Annotated in this window: 16 protein-coding genes; 13 read left to right on the plus strand and 3 right to left on the minus strand. The window is 62.0% G+C overall.

Translation table 11 applies throughout. From position 1 onward, the window contains the following. Positions 1-234: 234 nt before the first annotated feature. Positions 235-513 carry a DUF167 domain-containing protein gene (locus VJZ71_00005; protein ID HKQ46433.1) on the plus strand — a complete coding sequence of 93 codons (279 nt, stop codon included), beginning with the start codon at positions 235-237 and terminating at the stop codon, positions 511-513. Between the two features lie 2 nt (positions 514-515). Here VJZ71_00005 and VJZ71_00010 read toward each other — a convergent pair whose 3' ends face one another. Further along, the gene (locus tag VJZ71_00010) at positions 516-989 is read right to left on the minus strand and encodes a hypothetical protein (GenBank protein HKQ46434.1); all 474 of its coding nucleotides are present in this window, start codon (positions 987-989) and stop codon (positions 516-518) included. Between the two features lie 134 nt (positions 990-1,123). Here VJZ71_00010 and hslV point away from each other — a divergent pair, with 134 nt between their 5' ends. From hslV to VJZ71_00070, 12 genes are all read left to right on the plus strand, one after another. Beyond that, a complete protein-coding gene (gene hslV, locus VJZ71_00015) occupies positions 1,124-1,669 on the plus strand; it encodes an ATP-dependent protease subunit HslV (protein ID HKQ46435.1) in 546 nt (181 codons plus the stop codon). A 122-nt stretch (positions 1,670-1,791) separates the two neighbouring features. Continuing rightward, a complete protein-coding gene (locus VJZ71_00020; protein ID HKQ46436.1) occupies positions 1,792-3,096 on the plus strand; it encodes a PEP-CTERM sorting domain-containing protein in 1,305 nt (434 codons plus the stop codon). A 120-nt stretch (positions 3,097-3,216) separates the two neighbouring features. Further along, a complete protein-coding gene (locus VJZ71_00025; protein HKQ46437.1) occupies positions 3,217-3,525 on the plus strand; it encodes a tetratricopeptide repeat protein in 309 nt (102 codons plus the stop codon). A gap of 44 nt (positions 3,526-3,569) precedes the next feature. Then, the gene (gyrA, locus tag VJZ71_00030) at positions 3,570-6,188 is read left to right on the plus strand and encodes a DNA gyrase subunit A (GenBank protein ID HKQ46438.1); all 2,619 of its coding nucleotides are present in this window, start codon (positions 3,570-3,572) and stop codon (positions 6,186-6,188) included. Positions 6,189-6,211: 23 nt separating this feature from the next. Continuing rightward, positions 6,212-7,000 (plus strand): double zinc ribbon domain-containing protein, encoded by a 789-nt coding sequence (locus tag VJZ71_00035; protein HKQ46439.1) that lies wholly within the window; start codon positions 6,212-6,214, stop codon positions 6,998-7,000. A 154-nt stretch (positions 7,001-7,154) separates the two neighbouring features. Next, positions 7,155-7,523: a ribosome-associated translation inhibitor RaiA gene (raiA, locus tag VJZ71_00040; protein HKQ46440.1), complete on the plus strand. Its 369-nt coding sequence runs from the start codon at positions 7,155-7,157 to the stop codon at positions 7,521-7,523. 12 nt (positions 7,524-7,535) lie between these two features. Next, complete coding sequence (locus VJZ71_00045; GenBank protein ID HKQ46441.1) at positions 7,536-8,009, plus strand: PTS sugar transporter subunit IIA; 474 nt, start codon at positions 7,536-7,538, stop codon at positions 8,007-8,009. A gap of 97 nt (positions 8,010-8,106) precedes the next feature. After that, entirely contained in the window at positions 8,107-8,394 is a 288-nt protein-coding gene (locus VJZ71_00050) for an HPr family phosphocarrier protein (GenBank protein HKQ46442.1), read from the plus strand. A 43-nt stretch (positions 8,395-8,437) separates the two neighbouring features. Next, positions 8,438-10,171, plus strand: a complete 1,734-nt coding sequence (gene ptsP, locus VJZ71_00055) for a phosphoenolpyruvate--protein phosphotransferase (protein ID HKQ46443.1) — start codon at positions 8,438-8,440, stop codon at positions 10,169-10,171. A 23-nt stretch (positions 10,172-10,194) separates the two neighbouring features. Next, positions 10,195-10,953, plus strand: a complete 759-nt coding sequence (locus VJZ71_00060) for a TIGR03936 family radical SAM-associated protein (protein ID HKQ46444.1) — start codon at positions 10,195-10,197, stop codon at positions 10,951-10,953. Positions 10,954-10,995: 42 nt separating this feature from the next. Continuing rightward, positions 10,996-13,431, plus strand: a complete 2,436-nt coding sequence (locus tag VJZ71_00065; GenBank protein HKQ46445.1) for an Rne/Rng family ribonuclease — start codon at positions 10,996-10,998, stop codon at positions 13,429-13,431. Between the two features lie 99 nt (positions 13,432-13,530). Continuing rightward, complete coding sequence (locus tag VJZ71_00070; GenBank protein ID HKQ46446.1) at positions 13,531-13,962, plus strand: hypothetical protein; 432 nt, start codon at positions 13,531-13,533, stop codon at positions 13,960-13,962. 42 nt (positions 13,963-14,004) lie between these two features. Here the strand turns inward: VJZ71_00070 and VJZ71_00075 are convergent, their stop codons facing one another. Continuing rightward, complete coding sequence (locus VJZ71_00075; GenBank protein ID HKQ46447.1) at positions 14,005-14,256, minus strand: hypothetical protein; 252 nt, start codon at positions 14,254-14,256, stop codon at positions 14,005-14,007. Then, complete coding sequence (alaS, locus tag VJZ71_00080; GenBank protein HKQ46448.1) at positions 14,253-17,099, minus strand: alanine--tRNA ligase; 2,847 nt, start codon at positions 17,097-17,099, stop codon at positions 14,253-14,255. Before alaS ends, VJZ71_00075 begins: the two co-directional genes overlap by 4 nt. Between the last annotated feature and the right edge of the window lie 12 nt (positions 17,100-17,111).

Below are 17,111 nucleotides of genomic sequence, written 5' to 3' on the forward strand. Positions count from 1 at the left end.
CGGCGCAACGTGATAACGTCATCGATCGATCCGAACACGACGTACCTTATTCGTGTCGCGGGTCGGGCGGTGGTCGGCCATCCCGGGGCCTCGCGAGGCGTCTTTACCCTTACGGCGACCGAGCCCTAAAACCGCTCGGACTGAATAGAGTCCATCCTCGGCCTCCGGAGTGACATGCTCCGGAGGCCGATTCTTTTTAGGGCAGGTGATGGAATGTCCGCCGTGAGTCCTTGTTTGAAAACAACGGCCGAGGGAGTCGAGATTCGCGTCAAGGTTGTGCCGGGCGCGTCGCGAAGCCGCATCGACGGGCTGTACGGAGACTGCCTGAAGATACGAGTGGCCGCACCTCCGGAAAAGGGTCAGGCGAACCGGGCGATTACAGCACTCCTGGCGGAGCAGTTGGGAATAAGCGAGTCGCTAGTGGCGGTCGTCGCCGGCAAGACGTCGCCTCGCAAGACCGTGCGAATACTGCAACGCAGCGCGATCCAAGTCGCGGCGGCGCTGGCCCTATAGGGTCATTCTCTCCGTGGCGATTTCTCGCGGTCCACCGCCCAGATGCCGTTGGGCGAGCGAACGAGATCCAGGACTTTTCCGCGGACGCCGGTAATTTGAATCCCCTGCTGGTCGATCTGCAGGTTCCAGGGCCCACGGCGCGGCGCGCCCGGTGGGAGCCTGGTCAGGTCCACCGTGAGGCGCGTGACGTTAATTGTCACGACCTGAAGCCGGTTGCCCCCGGTCCATTGGGCGTCGCACAGAACGTCTTCGCTGGGGTCGGTGGCGTTTCGGAAGATGACCCAGGAATCGACGGGCCGAAGGGGACGGCGCGGCGGCGACTTCGTCGTCAATTCCTCCGGGTCGGTGACGGAGGGACGGGCTGGCGGCGCGGGAGATTCCTCCTTGTGAGCGGCTCTCGACGTCGCAATGGGTGGCGATTGCTCCGGCTGGGTGACAATGGGCCGAGCGCTTTCGGAACAGCCCGAAAGTGGCATAATGAACAATGCCAACTGACAAAGGGAGCCGACAGAATTTCCGCGGCACGGACGATTGATTGGGGCCATAGGTTTCCTGTTCGCGTCGGTTGCCGTACAATGATACCCGCCACGTCGGCAGGAGGTCGCGAGGAATGCCCCGCCTACACAACCGATTCCGCTCGACGACCATTCTTTCCGTGCGCCGGGACGGCCAGGTCGCCATCGGAGGTGACGGGCAGGTCACGCTGGGGGATGCCGTGGTCAAGGACGACGCGGTGAAGATCCGGCGTTTATATAAGGGCAAGGTGCTGGCCGGTTTCGCGGGGTCCGCGGCGGATGCGTTTGCCCTGCTGGAACGATTCGAAGGCAAACTGGAGGAATTCAAGGGGGCAACAAAGCGCGCGGCCATCGAATTGGCCAAGGATTGGCGGACCGATCGAAATTTGCGGCGGCTGGAGAGCCTCCTGGCGGTGGCGGATTCGGAAGCGAGTTTGATCATCGGCGGCAGCGGTGATGTCATCGAGCCGACCGACGGAGTGCTGGCGATCGGCAGTGGGGGGGTCTCGGCCATGTCGGCGGCGCGAGCCCTTTTGGCCCATACGGAGATGACCGCCGCCCAGATCGTCGAAACGGCACTAAAGATCGCGGGCCGGATCAATATCTACGCCAACGATCAGATTACGATAGAAAAACTCTAGATTATTCGAGCGGAGTCCCCTATTGACACAACCCCCAACAAACCCTTATAGTTATCGCTAACACCAAGGGGTTGGTTGAAGCAAGATTCTGCCTTGTCGATTTGGGCACCGGAGGGTTTCACATGTCGCGTTCGATTCATCGGGTCATCGCTGGTCTGATCGTCGGAGTTTTATTCGCAGCCACGCCCGCGGCATTCGCCGTGACTCCTGTGGACATCGTCATTAAACAGGGAGATGTCTTCGGCGCACGGACTGTGAGCACGCTGAACGCGCCTTTTACCGATGGCCTCGGCAAGGTCGGTTTCGTCGCCGCTTTTGACGACAGCACTCGAGGCATCTGGCATAGTTCGGGTTTCGTTTTTAACAGCAGCGATGCGCTTCCGGATTCGCTGACCGGCGGCGAGGGCACGATGGGCGTGAGCAATCTTGGAAACTTCATCTATAGCCCATCCTTCAACGGTGGCGATGCCGTCTATACCGCCGGAGGCAAATTGCTGGCGGACGGGGACGCGGTTCCCAATAACCCCGGGCTGTTCAGCGTTTTCAATAGCCGTCCAACGATGTTGCCCAATGGAACGGCGCATTGGATAGGCGGAACTTCGACGACGGCGGGGGGGAGCACCTCGAACCGGCATCTGTTCCGAGCGACCGATCCGAATAACCCGATGAGCATTTCCCGCATCATCAGTGGCGGGGATGTTATCGAAGGCAAGGCGATTTCGACGGCGGCCAGCAATTTCAACTACGACATCTCCGACAACGGTTCACATCACGTCCATATCCTCGACATGGTTACGGGGTCCACGACCAATAACGTACACGTCTATCGGGATGGCGCCTTCGTCGCCCAGGAAAGCCTACCGGTCGGAGACGGCACCAACTGGGAGAACTTCGACGGCGTATTTGTGAATAACGCCGGCGATTGGCTGCTGCACGGCGACACGTCCGGCGCCACGACCAGCGATGAGTTCATCGCGTTCAAGGGTGAGATCAAGGTGCGCGAGGGCCAGACGATCGACGGTATCACTCTGGCCTCGGGCGCGTCGGTCAACGCGGCGAGCATCGACAACAAGAACAACGTGGTTCACACGTGGGGATGGGGCAGCGGAACCACGGCCCAGGAACACCTTTTCTTCGGCGATGCTGATGACTTGATAAACGGCGTGCGGCTGCTGAGCCGCAACGACCAGGTTGACTCGGATGGGGATACCATCGCCGACTGGATCATCACGGACTTTGAGGCCAGCACGGTCATCGGGCCGGGATTGGATCTGGCGGAGGATGGGTTTGTATTCGTCGAGGTAAGTATGATCCCGGCCGCAGGAGGGACGGAAATAGGCGCTATCCTTCGAGTGGAGGTACCCGAACCAGCGACGGTCGGCCTGTTGGCACTTGGGCTACTGGCCATCCGCCGGCGGCGGCGCTGATTCAGCCCTTTGCTCGTCAGCTATCATGACGAGCCGGATCGTCGAAAGGCGTTCCGGCTCGTTTTTTGTTGAGACTTCCCACACAATAAGGCGTACGGGGCCGCCGTCGACTCGGAGCTTATGATGTCCAAGTTGGAGCAATTGGAGAGACTGCTGGCGAAGGAGCCGGACGATGCGTTCCTGAACTTCGGCATGGCGATCGAGCTGGCCAAGGCGCAGCGGTATGAGGAAAGTCTGGCCCGGTTTGAGCGCGTGACGGAGGTCGATCCGAATTACGTTGCGGCCTACCACCACAAGGCCAAGACGCTGATTACGATGGGGGACATCGAGGCGGCCAAGGCGGTGTTGGAAAAGGGCATGGACCAGGCCGGAAATTGCGGCGAAATGCACGCCAAAGGCGAGATGGAAGAACTTCTGAATTCCCTCTAAAATCTCTTCTCTAGCCCGGACGAATTCCGGGCCCCAAAGGACCCATGAGCGAATCACAACCCGAAGCCATTCGTAATCTTCCCATCGTCGATGAGATGCAGGATTCCTACCTGCGCTACGCGATGAGCGTCATCGTCGCGCGGGCCCTGCCGGATGTCCGCGACGGTCTTAAGCCGTCCCAGCGCCGCATCCTCGTGGCCATGAACGACCTCAAGCTCGGGCCGCGAGGGGCGCACCGCAAATGCGCGAAGATCTCCGGCGACACGACGGGCAACTATCACCCGCACGGGGACGCGGTGGTTTATCCCACGCTCGTACGCATGGCGCAGCCGTTCGCGCTGCGTTACCCGTTGATTGATGGCCAGGGCAATTTCGGGTCGATCGACGGCGATCCGCCGGCCGCGATGCGTTACACGGAAGCGCGCATGGCCCCGCCGACCGTGGACATGATGGACGACATCGACAAGGAGACGGTCGATTTCGTGCCGAACTACGACGAGACGACGACGGAGCCGGTCGTGCTGCCGTCGAAGTTCCCGAACCTGCTCGTGAACGGCTGTACGGGCATCGCGGTGGGGATGGCGACAAATATCGCGCCGCACAATTTGGGGGAGATTTGCGACGGTCTGCTGGCGTTGATCGCGAATCCCGAGGTCTCGATACCCGAGCTGATGAAGATCGTCCCTGGCCCGGACTTTCCGACGGGCGGGATGATCTGCGGGCGGCAGGGGATTCTGGACGCCTACACGCGGGGCCGGGGGTCCCTCACGCTGCGCGCCAAGACGCATCAGGAGGAGATGAAGGGCGATCGGGTTCGGATCGTCGTGGACGAGATTCCCTTCAATATCATCAAGAACACGATCACCGAGAAGATCGCAGAGTGCGTGAAGGAGGGGCGGCTGCCCGAGGTGAGCGACGTGCGGGACGAATCGGATCGCAAGCACGCGATCCGGCTGGTCGTCGAGTGCAAGTCGGGCGTGAGTCCCGAAGTGGTGTTGAACAAGCTGTACGAATACACGCCGCTGCAAACGACGTTTGCGGTGATCAACATCGCCCTCGTCGGCAAGCAGCCGCAGACGCTCACGATCAAGCAGTTGATGGAGCACTATCTCGAGCATCGCAAGGACATCATCACGCGGCGAACCCGGTATCTTCTGCGCAAGGCGCGACAGCGGGCGCACATTCTCGAAGGATTGATCCTCGCGTTGGGGGACATCGACGCCATCATCGAGCTGATCCGGAAATCACCGAACCCGGACGCGGCGAAGACGCGATTAATGGAACGAAAACTGCGGCTGGCGGAATCTTCAGCACTCACCAAGCTGCTTCCAGAGACGTTTGCGCGGCGGGCGGCGACCAGCGATCAGTTCCTGACCGGCGTGCAGGCCGCGGCCATCCTGGCGATGCAATTACAGCGTCTGACAGGGTTGGAGGTCGAGAAACTCGCGGGCGAATACACCAAGATCGTCGAGGAAATCGAGGGTTACCAGGCGATGTTGCGCGATCCAGCCCTGGTGTTGGACGTCATCCGCGAAGACCTGCACGAAATGAAGGCGAAGTACGCCGACCAGCGGCGGACGGAGATCACGGCGGCGGTCGGCGAATTCCGCATGGAAGAGCTGATCGAAGATCTGCCCATGATCGTGACGATCTCGCACGAGGGCTATATCAAGCGCGTGCCGGTGGACACCTATCGCAGCCAGGGGCGGGGCGGTCGGGGTATCCGGGGGAGCGATACGAAGGAGGGGGACTTCGTCGAGGACCTCTTCGTCGCAAGCACGCATAATTATCTGCTTTTCTTCACGAATCGCGGCCGTATCTACTGGCTCAAGGTCTATGACATCCCGGAGATGGCGCGCACGGCGCGGGGCCGGTCGATCGCAAACCTGCTTAAGCTGCAGGATAATGAACGGCACACCGCGGTTCTGCCGGTCTCGCAGTTCGAGGAGAAATTCATCTTTTTCGCGACCGCCAAGGGGACGGTAAAGCGGACGGCCCTGGGGGCGTTTTCCAACCCACGGCCCAGCGGCATTATCGCGATCAGTCTCGACCCGGATGACACATTGATCGGGGCCGCCCTCTCCAGCGACGAGGACGAGATCGTGCTCGGCACGCGGCAGGGCATGGCGATTCGCTACCAACAGACGGACGTCCGGGCGATGGGGCGGGCGGCGGGCGGCGTGCGGGGAATTTCGCTGCACCGTGACGACGTGGTCGTTGATCTGGTTGTGATTCGGCCGGGCATGAGCTTGCTGACGGTCTGCGAAAACGGCTACGGCAAACGGACGGACATCGAGGAGTACCGACTTCAAAAGCGAGGCGGCAGCGGCGTCATCAATATCAAAGCCACGGAGCGCAACGGCCTGGTTGTTGCGCTGCGGAGCGTCACCGACGCCGACGAGCTGATGCTGATCACGGCGAAGGGCATCATGCTGCGTACGGCTGTTTCGGAGACTCGAGAGATCGGTCGCGCCACACAAGGCGTGCGGCTCATCCGGCTTGATGAAGGTGACAAGGTCGTGTCGGTGGCCCGAGTGGCGAAGGATGAAGCCGATGAGGCGGAAACTCCGCCGGCCGGGTCGGGCGGCGTCGCACTCGAAGGGCCGGCGGGAGACAGCGACGGCGGCCCGGCGGCGCCGGATGGAACTGAGTCCGCTGAATAGTCGGATCCAAGTATCTCACACGCATGTTCGCGCAGTCATGGTCTCAACGTGTCGGCCGGGGGCTGGTGGACCTGTTGTTCCCGCCGGCCTGCGCGGCCTGCGGGGGCGGCATTCGGAGAGAAGAGGGCGAACTGTGCGCGCCCTGCGCTTTGGACCTGCAGCGTTGCCTCGGCGGCGACTATTGCCAAACGTGCGGCGAAGATCGAGGTGCGCATCTCCTGCTCGACGGACGGTGTACGCCATGCCGGCTGGGAAAGCCCGCCCTTCGATTCGATCATTTCGTTCGCGTCGGTCAATACGAAGGAGTGTTGAAGTCGTTGGTACTCCACTTCAAGACTCGATTCACGCTGGATCGACTGTTGGGGGAGCATCTGGCGGATGCGATTCAAGGCCGTATCGATCCGACGATCGTGGATGTATGGGTTCCCGTCCCCGCGCATTGGCGGCGACGATTGTCCATGGGATTTCAGCCGACGGCCGTTTTGGCGGCGGCGGCGGCGCGACGCTGGTCGGGAAAAGTAGTACCCGCACTGGTCGCTGCGAAATATGTCCGGGCCCTGCACCGTCGCCCGGGCATGACAGCCGCCGAACGGGCCGAGGCCGTGCGGGGCGTTTTTCGCGCAGCGCGATGGGCGAACATAAAAGGGAAACGGGTCGGCCTTATTGACGACGTGACTAACACCGGAGCGACGCTTCGGGAGGCCAAGCGCGCACTCAAAATCGCGGGCGCGTCTCCGGTCGTGGCCGCCGTCCTGGCTAGAGTATCGCGGCAACCGGTCGCCATTGCGGGGGTTGACCCGCCGGGACATTGAGCGTAGACTCGGAGCGCTTATGGCAAGATAGTCGCAACTGCTTTGTTGGATTAAGTTTATGGTAACAGCGCCCCGTTTTCGAACCTGCCGGGCTGCAACTGAATCGGCATCGCTTGGCTAGTCTTAGGCGGCTTGCTTGCTGGAGATACCCCTCATGCGGATTACCGTCAGCGGACGCCACACCGAAATCCCCGAACGCCTGAAGACGTATGCAGACGAAAAATCCTCGAAGCTCGAACGATTCTACGATCGTGTCCAGACGGTAGAAGTCGTTTTTGATCAGGAGGCGAATCACTATTCCTGCGAGATCATCGTCAAAGCGGACCATCACATGACTTTTATCGCGAAAGAACAGCACGCGGATGCATTCGCGGCGCTGGATGCAACGGTGCGGGACCTCGAGCGGCAGTTGTCGCGCCACAAGGAACGATTTCGAAATCGTAAGCATCCCGACGGACCTCCCGCCAAGAACCTGCTCGCCGGGTCGGCGGAGACCGGGGTGACGGAAGAGGATGAAGAATAAAGCGGATTTGCCATGAAGCTGACGGATTTTGTCATTCGTAAGGCGATCGTGCCGAGCCTGTCCGCGTCGGATCGCAACGGTGTCATTCGCGAAATGGTCCAGGCCTTGGCCGCGGGTGGTGCGCTGCCGAAGGACGACGCCGAAACCATCGCGAAGGCCGTGATCCAGCGCGAAAACCAGGGGAGCACGGGTTTCGGAAAGGGCGTCGCGGTACCCCATGTGAAACACGATAGCGTGCCCCGAATCATGGCGGCCGTTGGACGAAGTGTCGCCGGCATCGATTTCGCCGCGCTGGATCGCGCACCGGTATACACCGTCGTCGTCCTGCTGTCGCCGCCGAACAACCCCGACGAACATCTACAGGCGATGGAAAATATCTTTCGGCATTTACAGCGGGATAATTTCCGTCGTTTTCTGCGACAGGCCGAGACATCGGACGCGGTTTGGGACCTCATCGAGGAGGCGGACCAGCTTCCCACCGGCTGATGATCGGCCGCGTTACCCGTCGGCCGCATCGCCGACCGATTTGGGTGCGTTCGTTTGGGTCGCCGGCGGGAGTCCAGGAACGTCATGGACGGTTACCATGCAAGACGACAACCATCGACAGGTCGAAGTCGAGGTGACCATCTCGAATGTGCAGGGCCTGCACGCGCGCCCGGTCATGCGGTTTGTCGATCTCGCAGGGCAATATACGAGCCGGATCAAGGTCTGCAAGGGCAATCATTGCGTCGACGCCAAGAGTCCCATGGAGATGATGCTCCTGGAGGGAACTCCGGGTACCGTCCTGAAGCTGGTGGCCGAGGGGGCGGACGCGGCACAAGCCGTCGAGGCGTTGGCCGGCCTGGTGAACAGCAAATTTGGCGAAGATTAGCGTTGCCGCCACCTACTAACTCCCAGAATACCGGAGACCGGCCATGCCGTTGAAGCGTGGAATCGGCGTCTCCGCGGGCGTCGTCGTGGGTAGTGCGGTGGTCCTCGACACGGAGGAGGCCCGCGTTCCGCGACGAACCGTTCCGGTCGACGAAGCGCCGCACGAGCTCGCTCTTTTAGAGCGGGCGTTCGAAGCAGCGCAGACGGAGTTGGCGCGAGAGCGCGAGGAACTATCGCGTCGGGCCGGCGCGGATATGGGGGACATTCTGGGGTTTCATCAGCGCTGGCTGGCCGACCCCAAGCCACGGAAGGAAATCGCGGCGCTGGTCGAAAGCAAATCATACAGCTCGGCGTACGCCATCAGCCTCTTCATGCGGAGGTATCGCCGCCGGTTTCAGGAGATGGGCAGCCCGTACTTGCAGGAGCGGGCCAAGGATGTGGTGGATATTGAGCGCCGGCTCTTGCACCACGTCGGGGGAGAAACGCGTCAGGAACTGGCCGATGCCGAAGAGCCGGTCATCATCGTCGCGCACGATCTAACGCCGTCGCAACTGGTGATGCTGGAAAAGACGCGCAAGTTGCTCGGCTTCGCGACGGACGCGGGCGGGGCCACATCACACACCGCGATTTTGGCGGCGGGCCTGGGCATCCCGGCGGTGATCGGGCTGGAGGACATCACGGCAAACGTCTCCGGCGGAGATACGCTGGTGATCGACGGCCTGCACGGCGTGGTGGTCATCAATCCCGACGAGAGCCAGCAGGCCGAATACACTTCGCAGGTGGCGCATCTCAAGGAGGTGCGCGCGACGCTGGATGAGCTGCGCGAACTCGGTGCGGAGACGCGCGACGGTCACAAGATCGAGTTACACGGCAATATCGAATTTCCGTCGGAGATCGCCGGCTGCCTGGCAAAGGGGGCCACGGGCATTGGTCTGTTTCGGACGGAGTTTCTGTTCATGCAGGAGGACTGCTCGCCGACGGAAGAGGAACAATTTGAGACCTATCGCGCGGCGGCAGAAGCGCTCGACGGCCGGCCGTTAGTCATCCGCACGATGGATCTGGGCGGGGATAAGTGTCAGCCCGGATGGGAACCGGAAAGGAATCCGTTCCTGGGGCTGCGCTCCATTCGTTACAGCCTGCAACACCTCACAATGTTTCGCCCCCAATTGCGGGCGATCGTGCGGGCGAGCGCGTTCGGGGACGTGCGCGTGATGTTTCCGCTGATTTCCCGATTGATGGAGCTTCGACAGGCGAAGTTCGTGCTCAATCTGGTCATCGAGGAGTTGGAGGAGGGGGGATACGAGTTTCGCTCGCCGATTCCCGTGGGAGTCATGGTGGAGACGCCCGCGGCGGCGATCTGCGCCCGCGAACTGGCGGTCGAGGCGGATTTCATGAGCATCGGGACGAACGATCTCGTGCAGTACACGCTGGCGGTGGATAGGGCCAACGAGCGCGTTGCACAGCTTTACACCCCGGCTGATCCCTCGGTTCTGCGGCTTGTTCGCGGCGTCGTTCGGGACGGGTGCCGGGCCGGAACCCCGGTCAGTTTGTGCGGGGAAATGGCGGGAGACCCGATCTTTACTATCTTATTGATAGGACTAGGGTTACGGACGCTGTCAATGGCGGCAAATAACGTCCCGGTCATCAAGAAGATTATCCGCAGCATCACGATGGCCGATGCAGAACGGGTCAAGCGGCGGGTTCTCTCTTTCGAGACGGAGCGGGAGGTGCTAAACTACCTTCGCGACGAGACCCGCAAGGTGTGGGGGGATATCTGAGACGGGGCAGGTCGCGGCGCTGCATGGAAAGGAACCGTGCGCCGCCGCAGCTTGCCCGATGGTCGGGCGGCACAGATTTGTTCTCGATGCGGGTGCGGTGTACGCACCGGGGCATCGGGCAAAATGAAATAGAGGGATCGCTAACGGGCTTGCGCATTCGTTTGGCGATTCGGTACGCTGTTGACGGCGACCTTCGGTTCATCTCTCACCACGACACCCTGCGGCTTTTCGAGCGGGCCTTGGCACGAGCGAGTTTGCCCGTGCACTATTCGCAGGGATTCAATCCTCGCCCGCGGATGTCGATCGTGCTGCCCCGCCCGGTGGGCGTCGCCTCGCGCGACGAACTCCTCGTGGTGGAACTGGACAGCGAGATGAATTCCGAGGAAGCGTTGTCGCGGCTCTCGCAGCACATGCCGGTCGGTTTGATGCTCTTAACGGCAGACTTTATGGATACGACGAAGCGATGGACGCCCGAACGGGCGACCTATTCGCTTTCGCTCGAACGCGAGCAACGCGACAGCGTGGCGCAAATAGCGTCCACGCTTCTCGCGGCGGAAAGTCTCCCCGTTGAACGCACCATTCCGAAGAGCACCTCACGGCGGTCGGTGGATATCCGGCCGTATCTCGTCGAGGTGACGCCGACGCCGGAAGGCGTCCAATGGACGCAGACGATCTCGCAAAGCGGGACGGCGCGCGTCGGCGAAGTGCTCGAGGTGCTGGGCCTGCCGAGTCGCGAATATCTGCACCGCGTCCGCCGCGAGCGCGTCGAATACGCGTCGTAAGGCGGCTGCGGGTCCGCCCAAAGATCCCCAGAAAGGAAAGTTGTGAAGAATCTCAAGAAGCGTTCGCGCTCCAAGAAGCCCAAGGTGGCGACCGGGCGAAGTACGCGCGGCGAGGGCGCCCAGCCCGACCCGCTGGAGCTCAGCGAGGCCATTGCAACAGCCAAGATCGTTCGGCCGTCCGCGAAGCGACCGATCGTGAGCAGTATCGGGAACGAAGTCGATTTCAGTGCGGGTATTCTCGAAGCCGACGAACGGCCGTCTTCCGGCGGCGCCGCTTTCATTGGGGCAGCGTCTTCCGAGGCGCCGCACGACATGTTGCCGACGGCACTCGCGCGCTGGCCGTCCGATTCGGCGGAATCGCTGGACTCGGACTCTGAGGCGCACGGCGTGGAGGCGGACGGGGATCGTCCTCGCGAGGCGACGGCGCGGGAGGCGGCGGCGTTCGAACAACGCGCCGACGCCGCTGAATTGCGCGACCAAGCCGAGCGACGCGGTCCACCCGATGGCGAAAAAGGCGCGGAAGAACGCCCGAGCGGCCGACGGCGTTCCCGGCGGCGCGGGGGCCGGGGGCGGGGCAGAGGGCGCGCCACGGAAGGAGAAGCGGGCGGCGAAGCATCTCCCGCGATCTCAGAATCATCATCGGAACAACCAGTTGTCGCCCGGGAAATAGCGGCGCCGACCCAGGGCATCTCGGTCGAAGGCGAGACCACACTGGTCGATGAAGACCTCGAAGAAGTGGAGGAGGCGCCGCGCCGCGGAAGGCGACGGGCCAAACCAGAAGCGGCCGATGCGGAAGAAACGCCGCCGGCGGCCGCCGAGCGCCGGGAGATGCTGATCAACGTTTCTGATCCGGATGAGGTGCGGATCGCGCTGCTTCGCGCGGGTCGCCTGGACGAACTATACATCGAGCGGACCACGTCCGTGTCGAATGTCGGCAATATCTACAAAGGCCGGATTACCAACGTCGAGCCTTCGATCCAGGCCGCTTTTGTTGATTTCGGCAAGCCGGCGCACGGTTTTCTGCACATCAGCGATCTGCACCCCCGGTACTTTCCCGAGAGCAAGGGCGAGCCGGAACTGGTCGGTCGCAAGACGCCGCGGCGGCATCGGCCGCCGATCCAGAACTGCCTGCGCCGCGGGCAGGAGGTGATCGTGCAGGTGATCAAGGAAGGCGTGGGCACCAAGGGCCCAACGCTGTCCAGCTATATCTCATTGCCGGGACGGTTTCTAGTGATGATGCCGGGGATGGACGAGCTGGGCGTGTCGCGAAAGATCGAAGACGAGGAGCAGCGCCGCGATCTCCGCGAAATCCTCGGGCAGCTCTCACTGCCCAAGGATATGGGTTTCATCGCGCGGACCGCGGCCATCGATCGCCAGAAGCGCGATCTGCAGCGCGATCTGAATTACCTTGCGCGGCTCTGGGAAAATGTGGAGGAGCGGATCAAGAACGAGCCCGCCCCTGCGGAGCTGTACAAGGAGTCGGACCTGGTCATCCGGACGATCCGTGATGTGTTCGATTCGAGCCTGCACAAGATCATCGTGGACAACGCGCCGGTCGCGTCCCGCGTGAAGGAATTTCTGGCGATCGCGAGCCCGCGAGGGCAGGACGTCGTCACGCTCTACGAGGACCCCGAGCCGATTTTTCATCGTTACGGCATCGAGAGCGAGATCGACAAGCTGCACTCCAAGCACGTAGCGCTGCCGTGCGGCGGTTCGCTGGTCATCGAGTCGACCGAGGCCCTCGTAGCCATCGACGTGAACTCCGGGCGATTCCGGGTCCACGACAATCCGGAGGAGACGGCGTACCGCGTGAACCTGGAGGCCGCCGACGAGATTGCCCGCCAGCTTCGGCTTCGCGATCTCGGCGGGCTGATCATCTGCGATTTCATTGACATGATGCAGGAAAAGCACCGCCGCTCGATCGAGTATCGTCTGGCGGACGCCTTGGAGAAGCATAAGGAGCGGGCCAAGGTACTGAAGATCTCGCGGTTCGGCATCCTGGAGATGACCCGGCAGCGTCAGCGGCCCTCGTTCGCCAAAAGCATGTTTCAGGATTGCCCGCGCTGCAACGGCAGCGGCCGGATCAAGGCGACGGAGTCCGTCGGGCTGGACGTCATGCGCGAGATTCGGATGGCCGGGCAGCGCGAGGGCGTGGCGAGCATCGATGTTCGCGTGACCACGAGCGTGGCCAATGACCTGCTGAATCGCAAGCGGCATCAGATCACGGATCTGGAGCGGGCGACCGGACAGTCGATTCGCATACAGGGCGATCCGCTGCTCGGGATGGATGAGGTGCATATCTCGTGCATCGATCGCCGCGGACGCGAAGTCCCATTGGGAGCGGCGCGACCAGTCACGCCGGTCGGGGGAGGGGGCCCTCGGGAAGTCGGGCGGCCTGCCGGAGGCGGGGGTAGCACGACCGGTCGTCGCGGGGGCCGACGGCGCGGGCGGGGGCGGGGACGCGGGGGGAGCCGATAGGTAGACGGGGGCCTTTCGACAGCGTGAAATGCGAACGCGGCGCTGGACGACGGCGGCGCGATGGATGGAGGTTGTCGGTTGAAAAGGGAGCGTGCGAGATTGAATCGGCTGGTACTGGGGGCGATTTGCGCCGTCAGCTTGTATGTTGCGAGCGGGTGCGGGCCGGTGTGGTACCTGGATCCTAGCTATGCTGAGCGATTGGCGGCGAAGGAGAAAAAGCCGCTCCTGCTTTATTTCAAGGCGTGGGATTCGACCGTGCATCGCAACATGAAGTTGGAGGTACTGGAAAACGCGGCGGTCAAGGCGGAGTTGACGGGTACGGTCAACGCGGAACTGGAGTACGCCTATTTCAAGGAGTGGACCCACCGGTTCGGCGTCCGCCAGCCACAGGTGTGCGTGATGGTGAATCCGGCCGGTGAGCGCGTGGCCTCTCCGCTATACGTGAACCCGGTGCCGACGCCGGAGAAATTCTTGGATTGGCTGAAAAAAGCAAAGTCGGAAGCGCTGGCGGCGCCTGGAACGGGCAAGTGATTGCTGACTTGTTCCTTCGTTGGCTCGCTTTGGCGATCGTTTTCATTTCGTGCGACGAACGAACAGCCTTTCGACAGACTTGTCCATCTTGAGCGTACGAAGATCGATCCCCTTTTTTCCCCAGTGATCCACGGAAAGTTCCCAGACCGCGTCGATGCGTCGTTGCGGCCCGACGCGATGCCAATTTTCCACATCGAAGCTGCCGTCGTCTTCGCCGAGCTTGGTTAGCCGCTCCATCACAATCCGACGCCGTTTGCGGCTTGTCTTTGAATTCGCCTTTTTCGTTCGCTTCATGCCAATCTGCCTTTCAACGATGCCGTTGCCGCGGAAATCACATCGCCGATCCTGCTGACGTCCGGACCGCCGCCCTGGGCGAGGTCGGGCTTGCCGCCGCCCTTGCCGCCGACGAGGGGGGCGATTTCCTTGATCAGATCGCCGGCCTTGAGGCCCTTGGCGATGACATCCGGCGTCATGGCCGCGAGCAGCAGAACCTTTCCTTCGTTTTCCGCGGCCAACAGGATCGCCGCCGATCCCGCGCGGCTGCGGAGCGAGTCGCAGGCGCTGCGGAGTTGGTCGATCGTCGCCGTTCCCATGTCGGCGGTGATGATGGCCGTGGCTCCGGCGCGCGGCGCGCTTGCCAGCACCTGATCGGCCTTCGCCACGATGTCCGCCGCCCCGGCCTTAGCCTGCTCTTTGGCGACCTTTTTTAAGCGTTCCTGTAAGTGCGCCAAATCCGCGCGAAAGCGCGCGCGCTCCACGACCGGCAGCTCCGCCTGATTCATGAGCGCAGTGATTTCGGCGATGCGGTGGGGCAGGGCCATCTCGTCCGCCTGGGCCGCCACTTTGAGCAGCCGGGCGACCGCGGTCGCATCGGCCTCGGCGCGCAGAGCGCGCTCGGCCGTCACGCCGGTCACGCGGCGGATGCCCTTGGCGACGGCGGATTCCTCGACGAGCCGGAAGCGGCCGATTTCGCTTGTCCGCTTCACATGCGTGCCGCCGCAGAATTCGACGCTGTAGCGCATCCACTCGTCGTTGGTGGGGTCGTCCAGGAGTTGATCGACCGGGACGCCGACGGAGACGACGCGGACCTGATCGGGGTATTTCTCGCCGAAGACGGCGCGGAGGGTGTTGATCTCGCGGGCCTTCTTCTGATCGGCCTCGGCGGTGAAGACCTCCAGGTCCTCTTCGATCTGCGAGTTGACGAGTTCCTCGATGCGGCCGAGTTGCTCGTCTGTCACTTGCGAGGGGTGTGAAAAATCGAATCGCGTCTTGTCCGGATCGACGAGCGAGCCTTTTTGCTGCACGTGATCGCCGAGAACCTCCCGCAACGCCCAGTTCATGACGTGGGTGGCGGTGTGGTTTTTCATGATGGGAATGCGTCGTTCGGATACTGACATCCGGCAAAGCTGACCAGGGGCGACACTGCCTTTAACAATCCGGCCCAAATGAATGATCTTGTCACCATGTCGCTGGACGATTTCTATGACAATCTCGCCGGTGGAGGTACTAGTAGTGCCCGTATCTCCAACTTGGCCTCCTTGTTCGGCGTAGAAACACGTCTCGCGCGTGGCGATGACAATTGGTGCCCCAACTGCTGGTACTCTTGAACCAAAATTCGTACATGCTGCAATCGTGGATTCAAACGATTCGCTGAGATGATATTTCGCCGAATCGTCACAGGGAGGAATACGCTCAATAAACCCGGCATCAACGGCCGAGAGAAGTTCCTCGGATTCTTGTTTTGAGGCTGATCGTGCTCGCTCCCTCGCCTCTTCCATTAACCGCTCATACTCGCCTATGTTGACGCTCATTCCGCGTTCTTCGGCCATAAGTTCCGTAAGATCGATGGGGAAGCCGTAAGTGTCGTGCAGCTTGAAGGCATCTTCGCCGCTGATGCGGCCGTGGTGATGCGACGCGGCGTAGTTGGCAGCTTCATCAAAGAGGGCGATGCCGCGATCGAGCGTTTTGATGAACGATTGCTCTTCGTCGCGGATGATATCGGCGACGTGCTGCGGGGATTTCGTCAGTTCCGGAAATGCATCTCCCATGCATTCGACGACGGCGGGGACGAGCTGACACATGAACGGTTCATGCGTTCCAAGATATTGGCGACCGTAGCGGACCGCGCGGCGGAGGATGCGGCGCAGGACGTAGCCGCGGCCTTCGTTGCTGGGCGTCGCGCCATCCGTCAGTGCAAAAGTCAAAGTGCGCAAATGGTCCGCGATTACCCTATAGGCCACATCGACCATGATCTGCGGATCACTCGGCGCTTCCTTACGGTCGCGGCTCTGATCGGCCGGTGCTTCCAGCTTCCCCGTGTACGCCGGCGCACCGGTAACTGCGCGGATCGCGGCGAAGATCGGCGTGAAGATGTCTGTGTCGTAGTTGCTTTTTTTGCCTTGCAAGAGCGACGTGATTCGCTCGAAGCCCATGCCGGTGTCGACGTGCTTGGCGGGGAGGGGGGAGAGCTTGCCGTCGGCGGCGCGGTTGAACTGGATGAAGACGAGGTTCCAGACCTCCATCACCCGCGCGTCGCCGGCGTTGACGAGCGGTCCTCCGCTCTTGTCCGGCGTCAGGTCGATGTGGATCTCGCTACACGGGCCGCAGGGGCCGGTGTCGCCCATTTCCCAGAAATTGTCCTTCTTGTTGCCGGGGTGGACGCGCTCCGGCGGCAGGATCTTCAGCCATAGATCGCGGGCTTCGCTGTCCGGCTCGAGACCTTCGGCCGCGTCGCCTTCAAAATAGGTTGCGTGCAGCCGCTGCGGATCGACGCCCCAGACCTTCGTGAGCAGCTCCCACGCCCACTCGATCGCCTCCTTCTTGAAATAATCGCCGAAGGACCAGTTGCCGAGCATCTCGAAGAACGTGTGGTGGTACGTGTCGTGACCTACGTCGTCGAGGTCGTTGTGCTTGCCGCCGGCGCGGATGCATTTTTGCGTGTTGGCGGCGCGGCGATAGGACCGTGTGCCCGTGCCGAGGAAGACGTCCTTGAACTGGTTCATGCCCGCGTTGGTGAACATCAGCGTGGGATCGTCGTGGGGGACGCAGGGGCTGGACGGCACAAAGGTGTGGCCGCACTTCTGGACGAAGTAGTCGATGAATTCCTGGCGAATCTGCGCGGCGGTTTTGTGGTTCATGGCGGGAGCATT

This window comes from Phycisphaerae bacterium (assembly GCA_035275405.1).
Lineage (GTDB): Bacteria > Planctomycetota > Phycisphaerae > UBA1845 > UTPLA1 > DATEMU01.

Coding starts and splice junctions, on each gene's coding strand:
- gyrA (HKQ46438.1), top strand. CDS start 3,570: ATGAGCGAATCACAACCCGAAGCCATTCGTAATCTTCCCATCGTCGAT.
- VJZ71_00010 (HKQ46434.1), bottom strand. CDS start 989: ATGCCACTTTCGGGCTGTTCCGAAAGCGCTCGGCCCATTGTCACCCAG.
- VJZ71_00045 (HKQ46441.1), top strand. CDS start 7,536: ATGAAGCTGACGGATTTTGTCATTCGTAAGGCGATCGTGCCGAGCCTG.
- raiA (HKQ46440.1), top strand. CDS start 7,155: ATGCGGATTACCGTCAGCGGACGCCACACCGAAATCCCCGAACGCCTG.
- alaS (HKQ46448.1), bottom strand. CDS start 17,099: ATGAACCACAAAACCGCCGCGCAGATTCGCCAGGAATTCATCGACTAC.
- VJZ71_00035 (HKQ46439.1), top strand. CDS start 6,212: ATGTTCGCGCAGTCATGGTCTCAACGTGTCGGCCGGGGGCTGGTGGAC.
- hslV (HKQ46435.1), top strand. CDS start 1,124: ATGCCCCGCCTACACAACCGATTCCGCTCGACGACCATTCTTTCCGTG.
- ptsP (HKQ46443.1), top strand. CDS start 8,438: ATGCCGTTGAAGCGTGGAATCGGCGTCTCCGCGGGCGTCGTCGTGGGT.
- VJZ71_00060 (HKQ46444.1), top strand. CDS start 10,195: ATGGAAAGGAACCGTGCGCCGCCGCAGCTTGCCCGATGGTCGGGCGGC.
- VJZ71_00050 (HKQ46442.1), top strand. CDS start 8,107: ATGCAAGACGACAACCATCGACAGGTCGAAGTCGAGGTGACCATCTCG.
- VJZ71_00020 (HKQ46436.1), top strand. CDS start 1,792: ATGTCGCGTTCGATTCATCGGGTCATCGCTGGTCTGATCGTCGGAGTT.
- VJZ71_00075 (HKQ46447.1), bottom strand. CDS start 14,256: ATGAAGCGAACGAAAAAGGCGAATTCAAAGACAAGCCGCAAACGGCGT.
- VJZ71_00025 (HKQ46437.1), top strand. CDS start 3,217: ATGATGTCCAAGTTGGAGCAATTGGAGAGACTGCTGGCGAAGGAGCCG.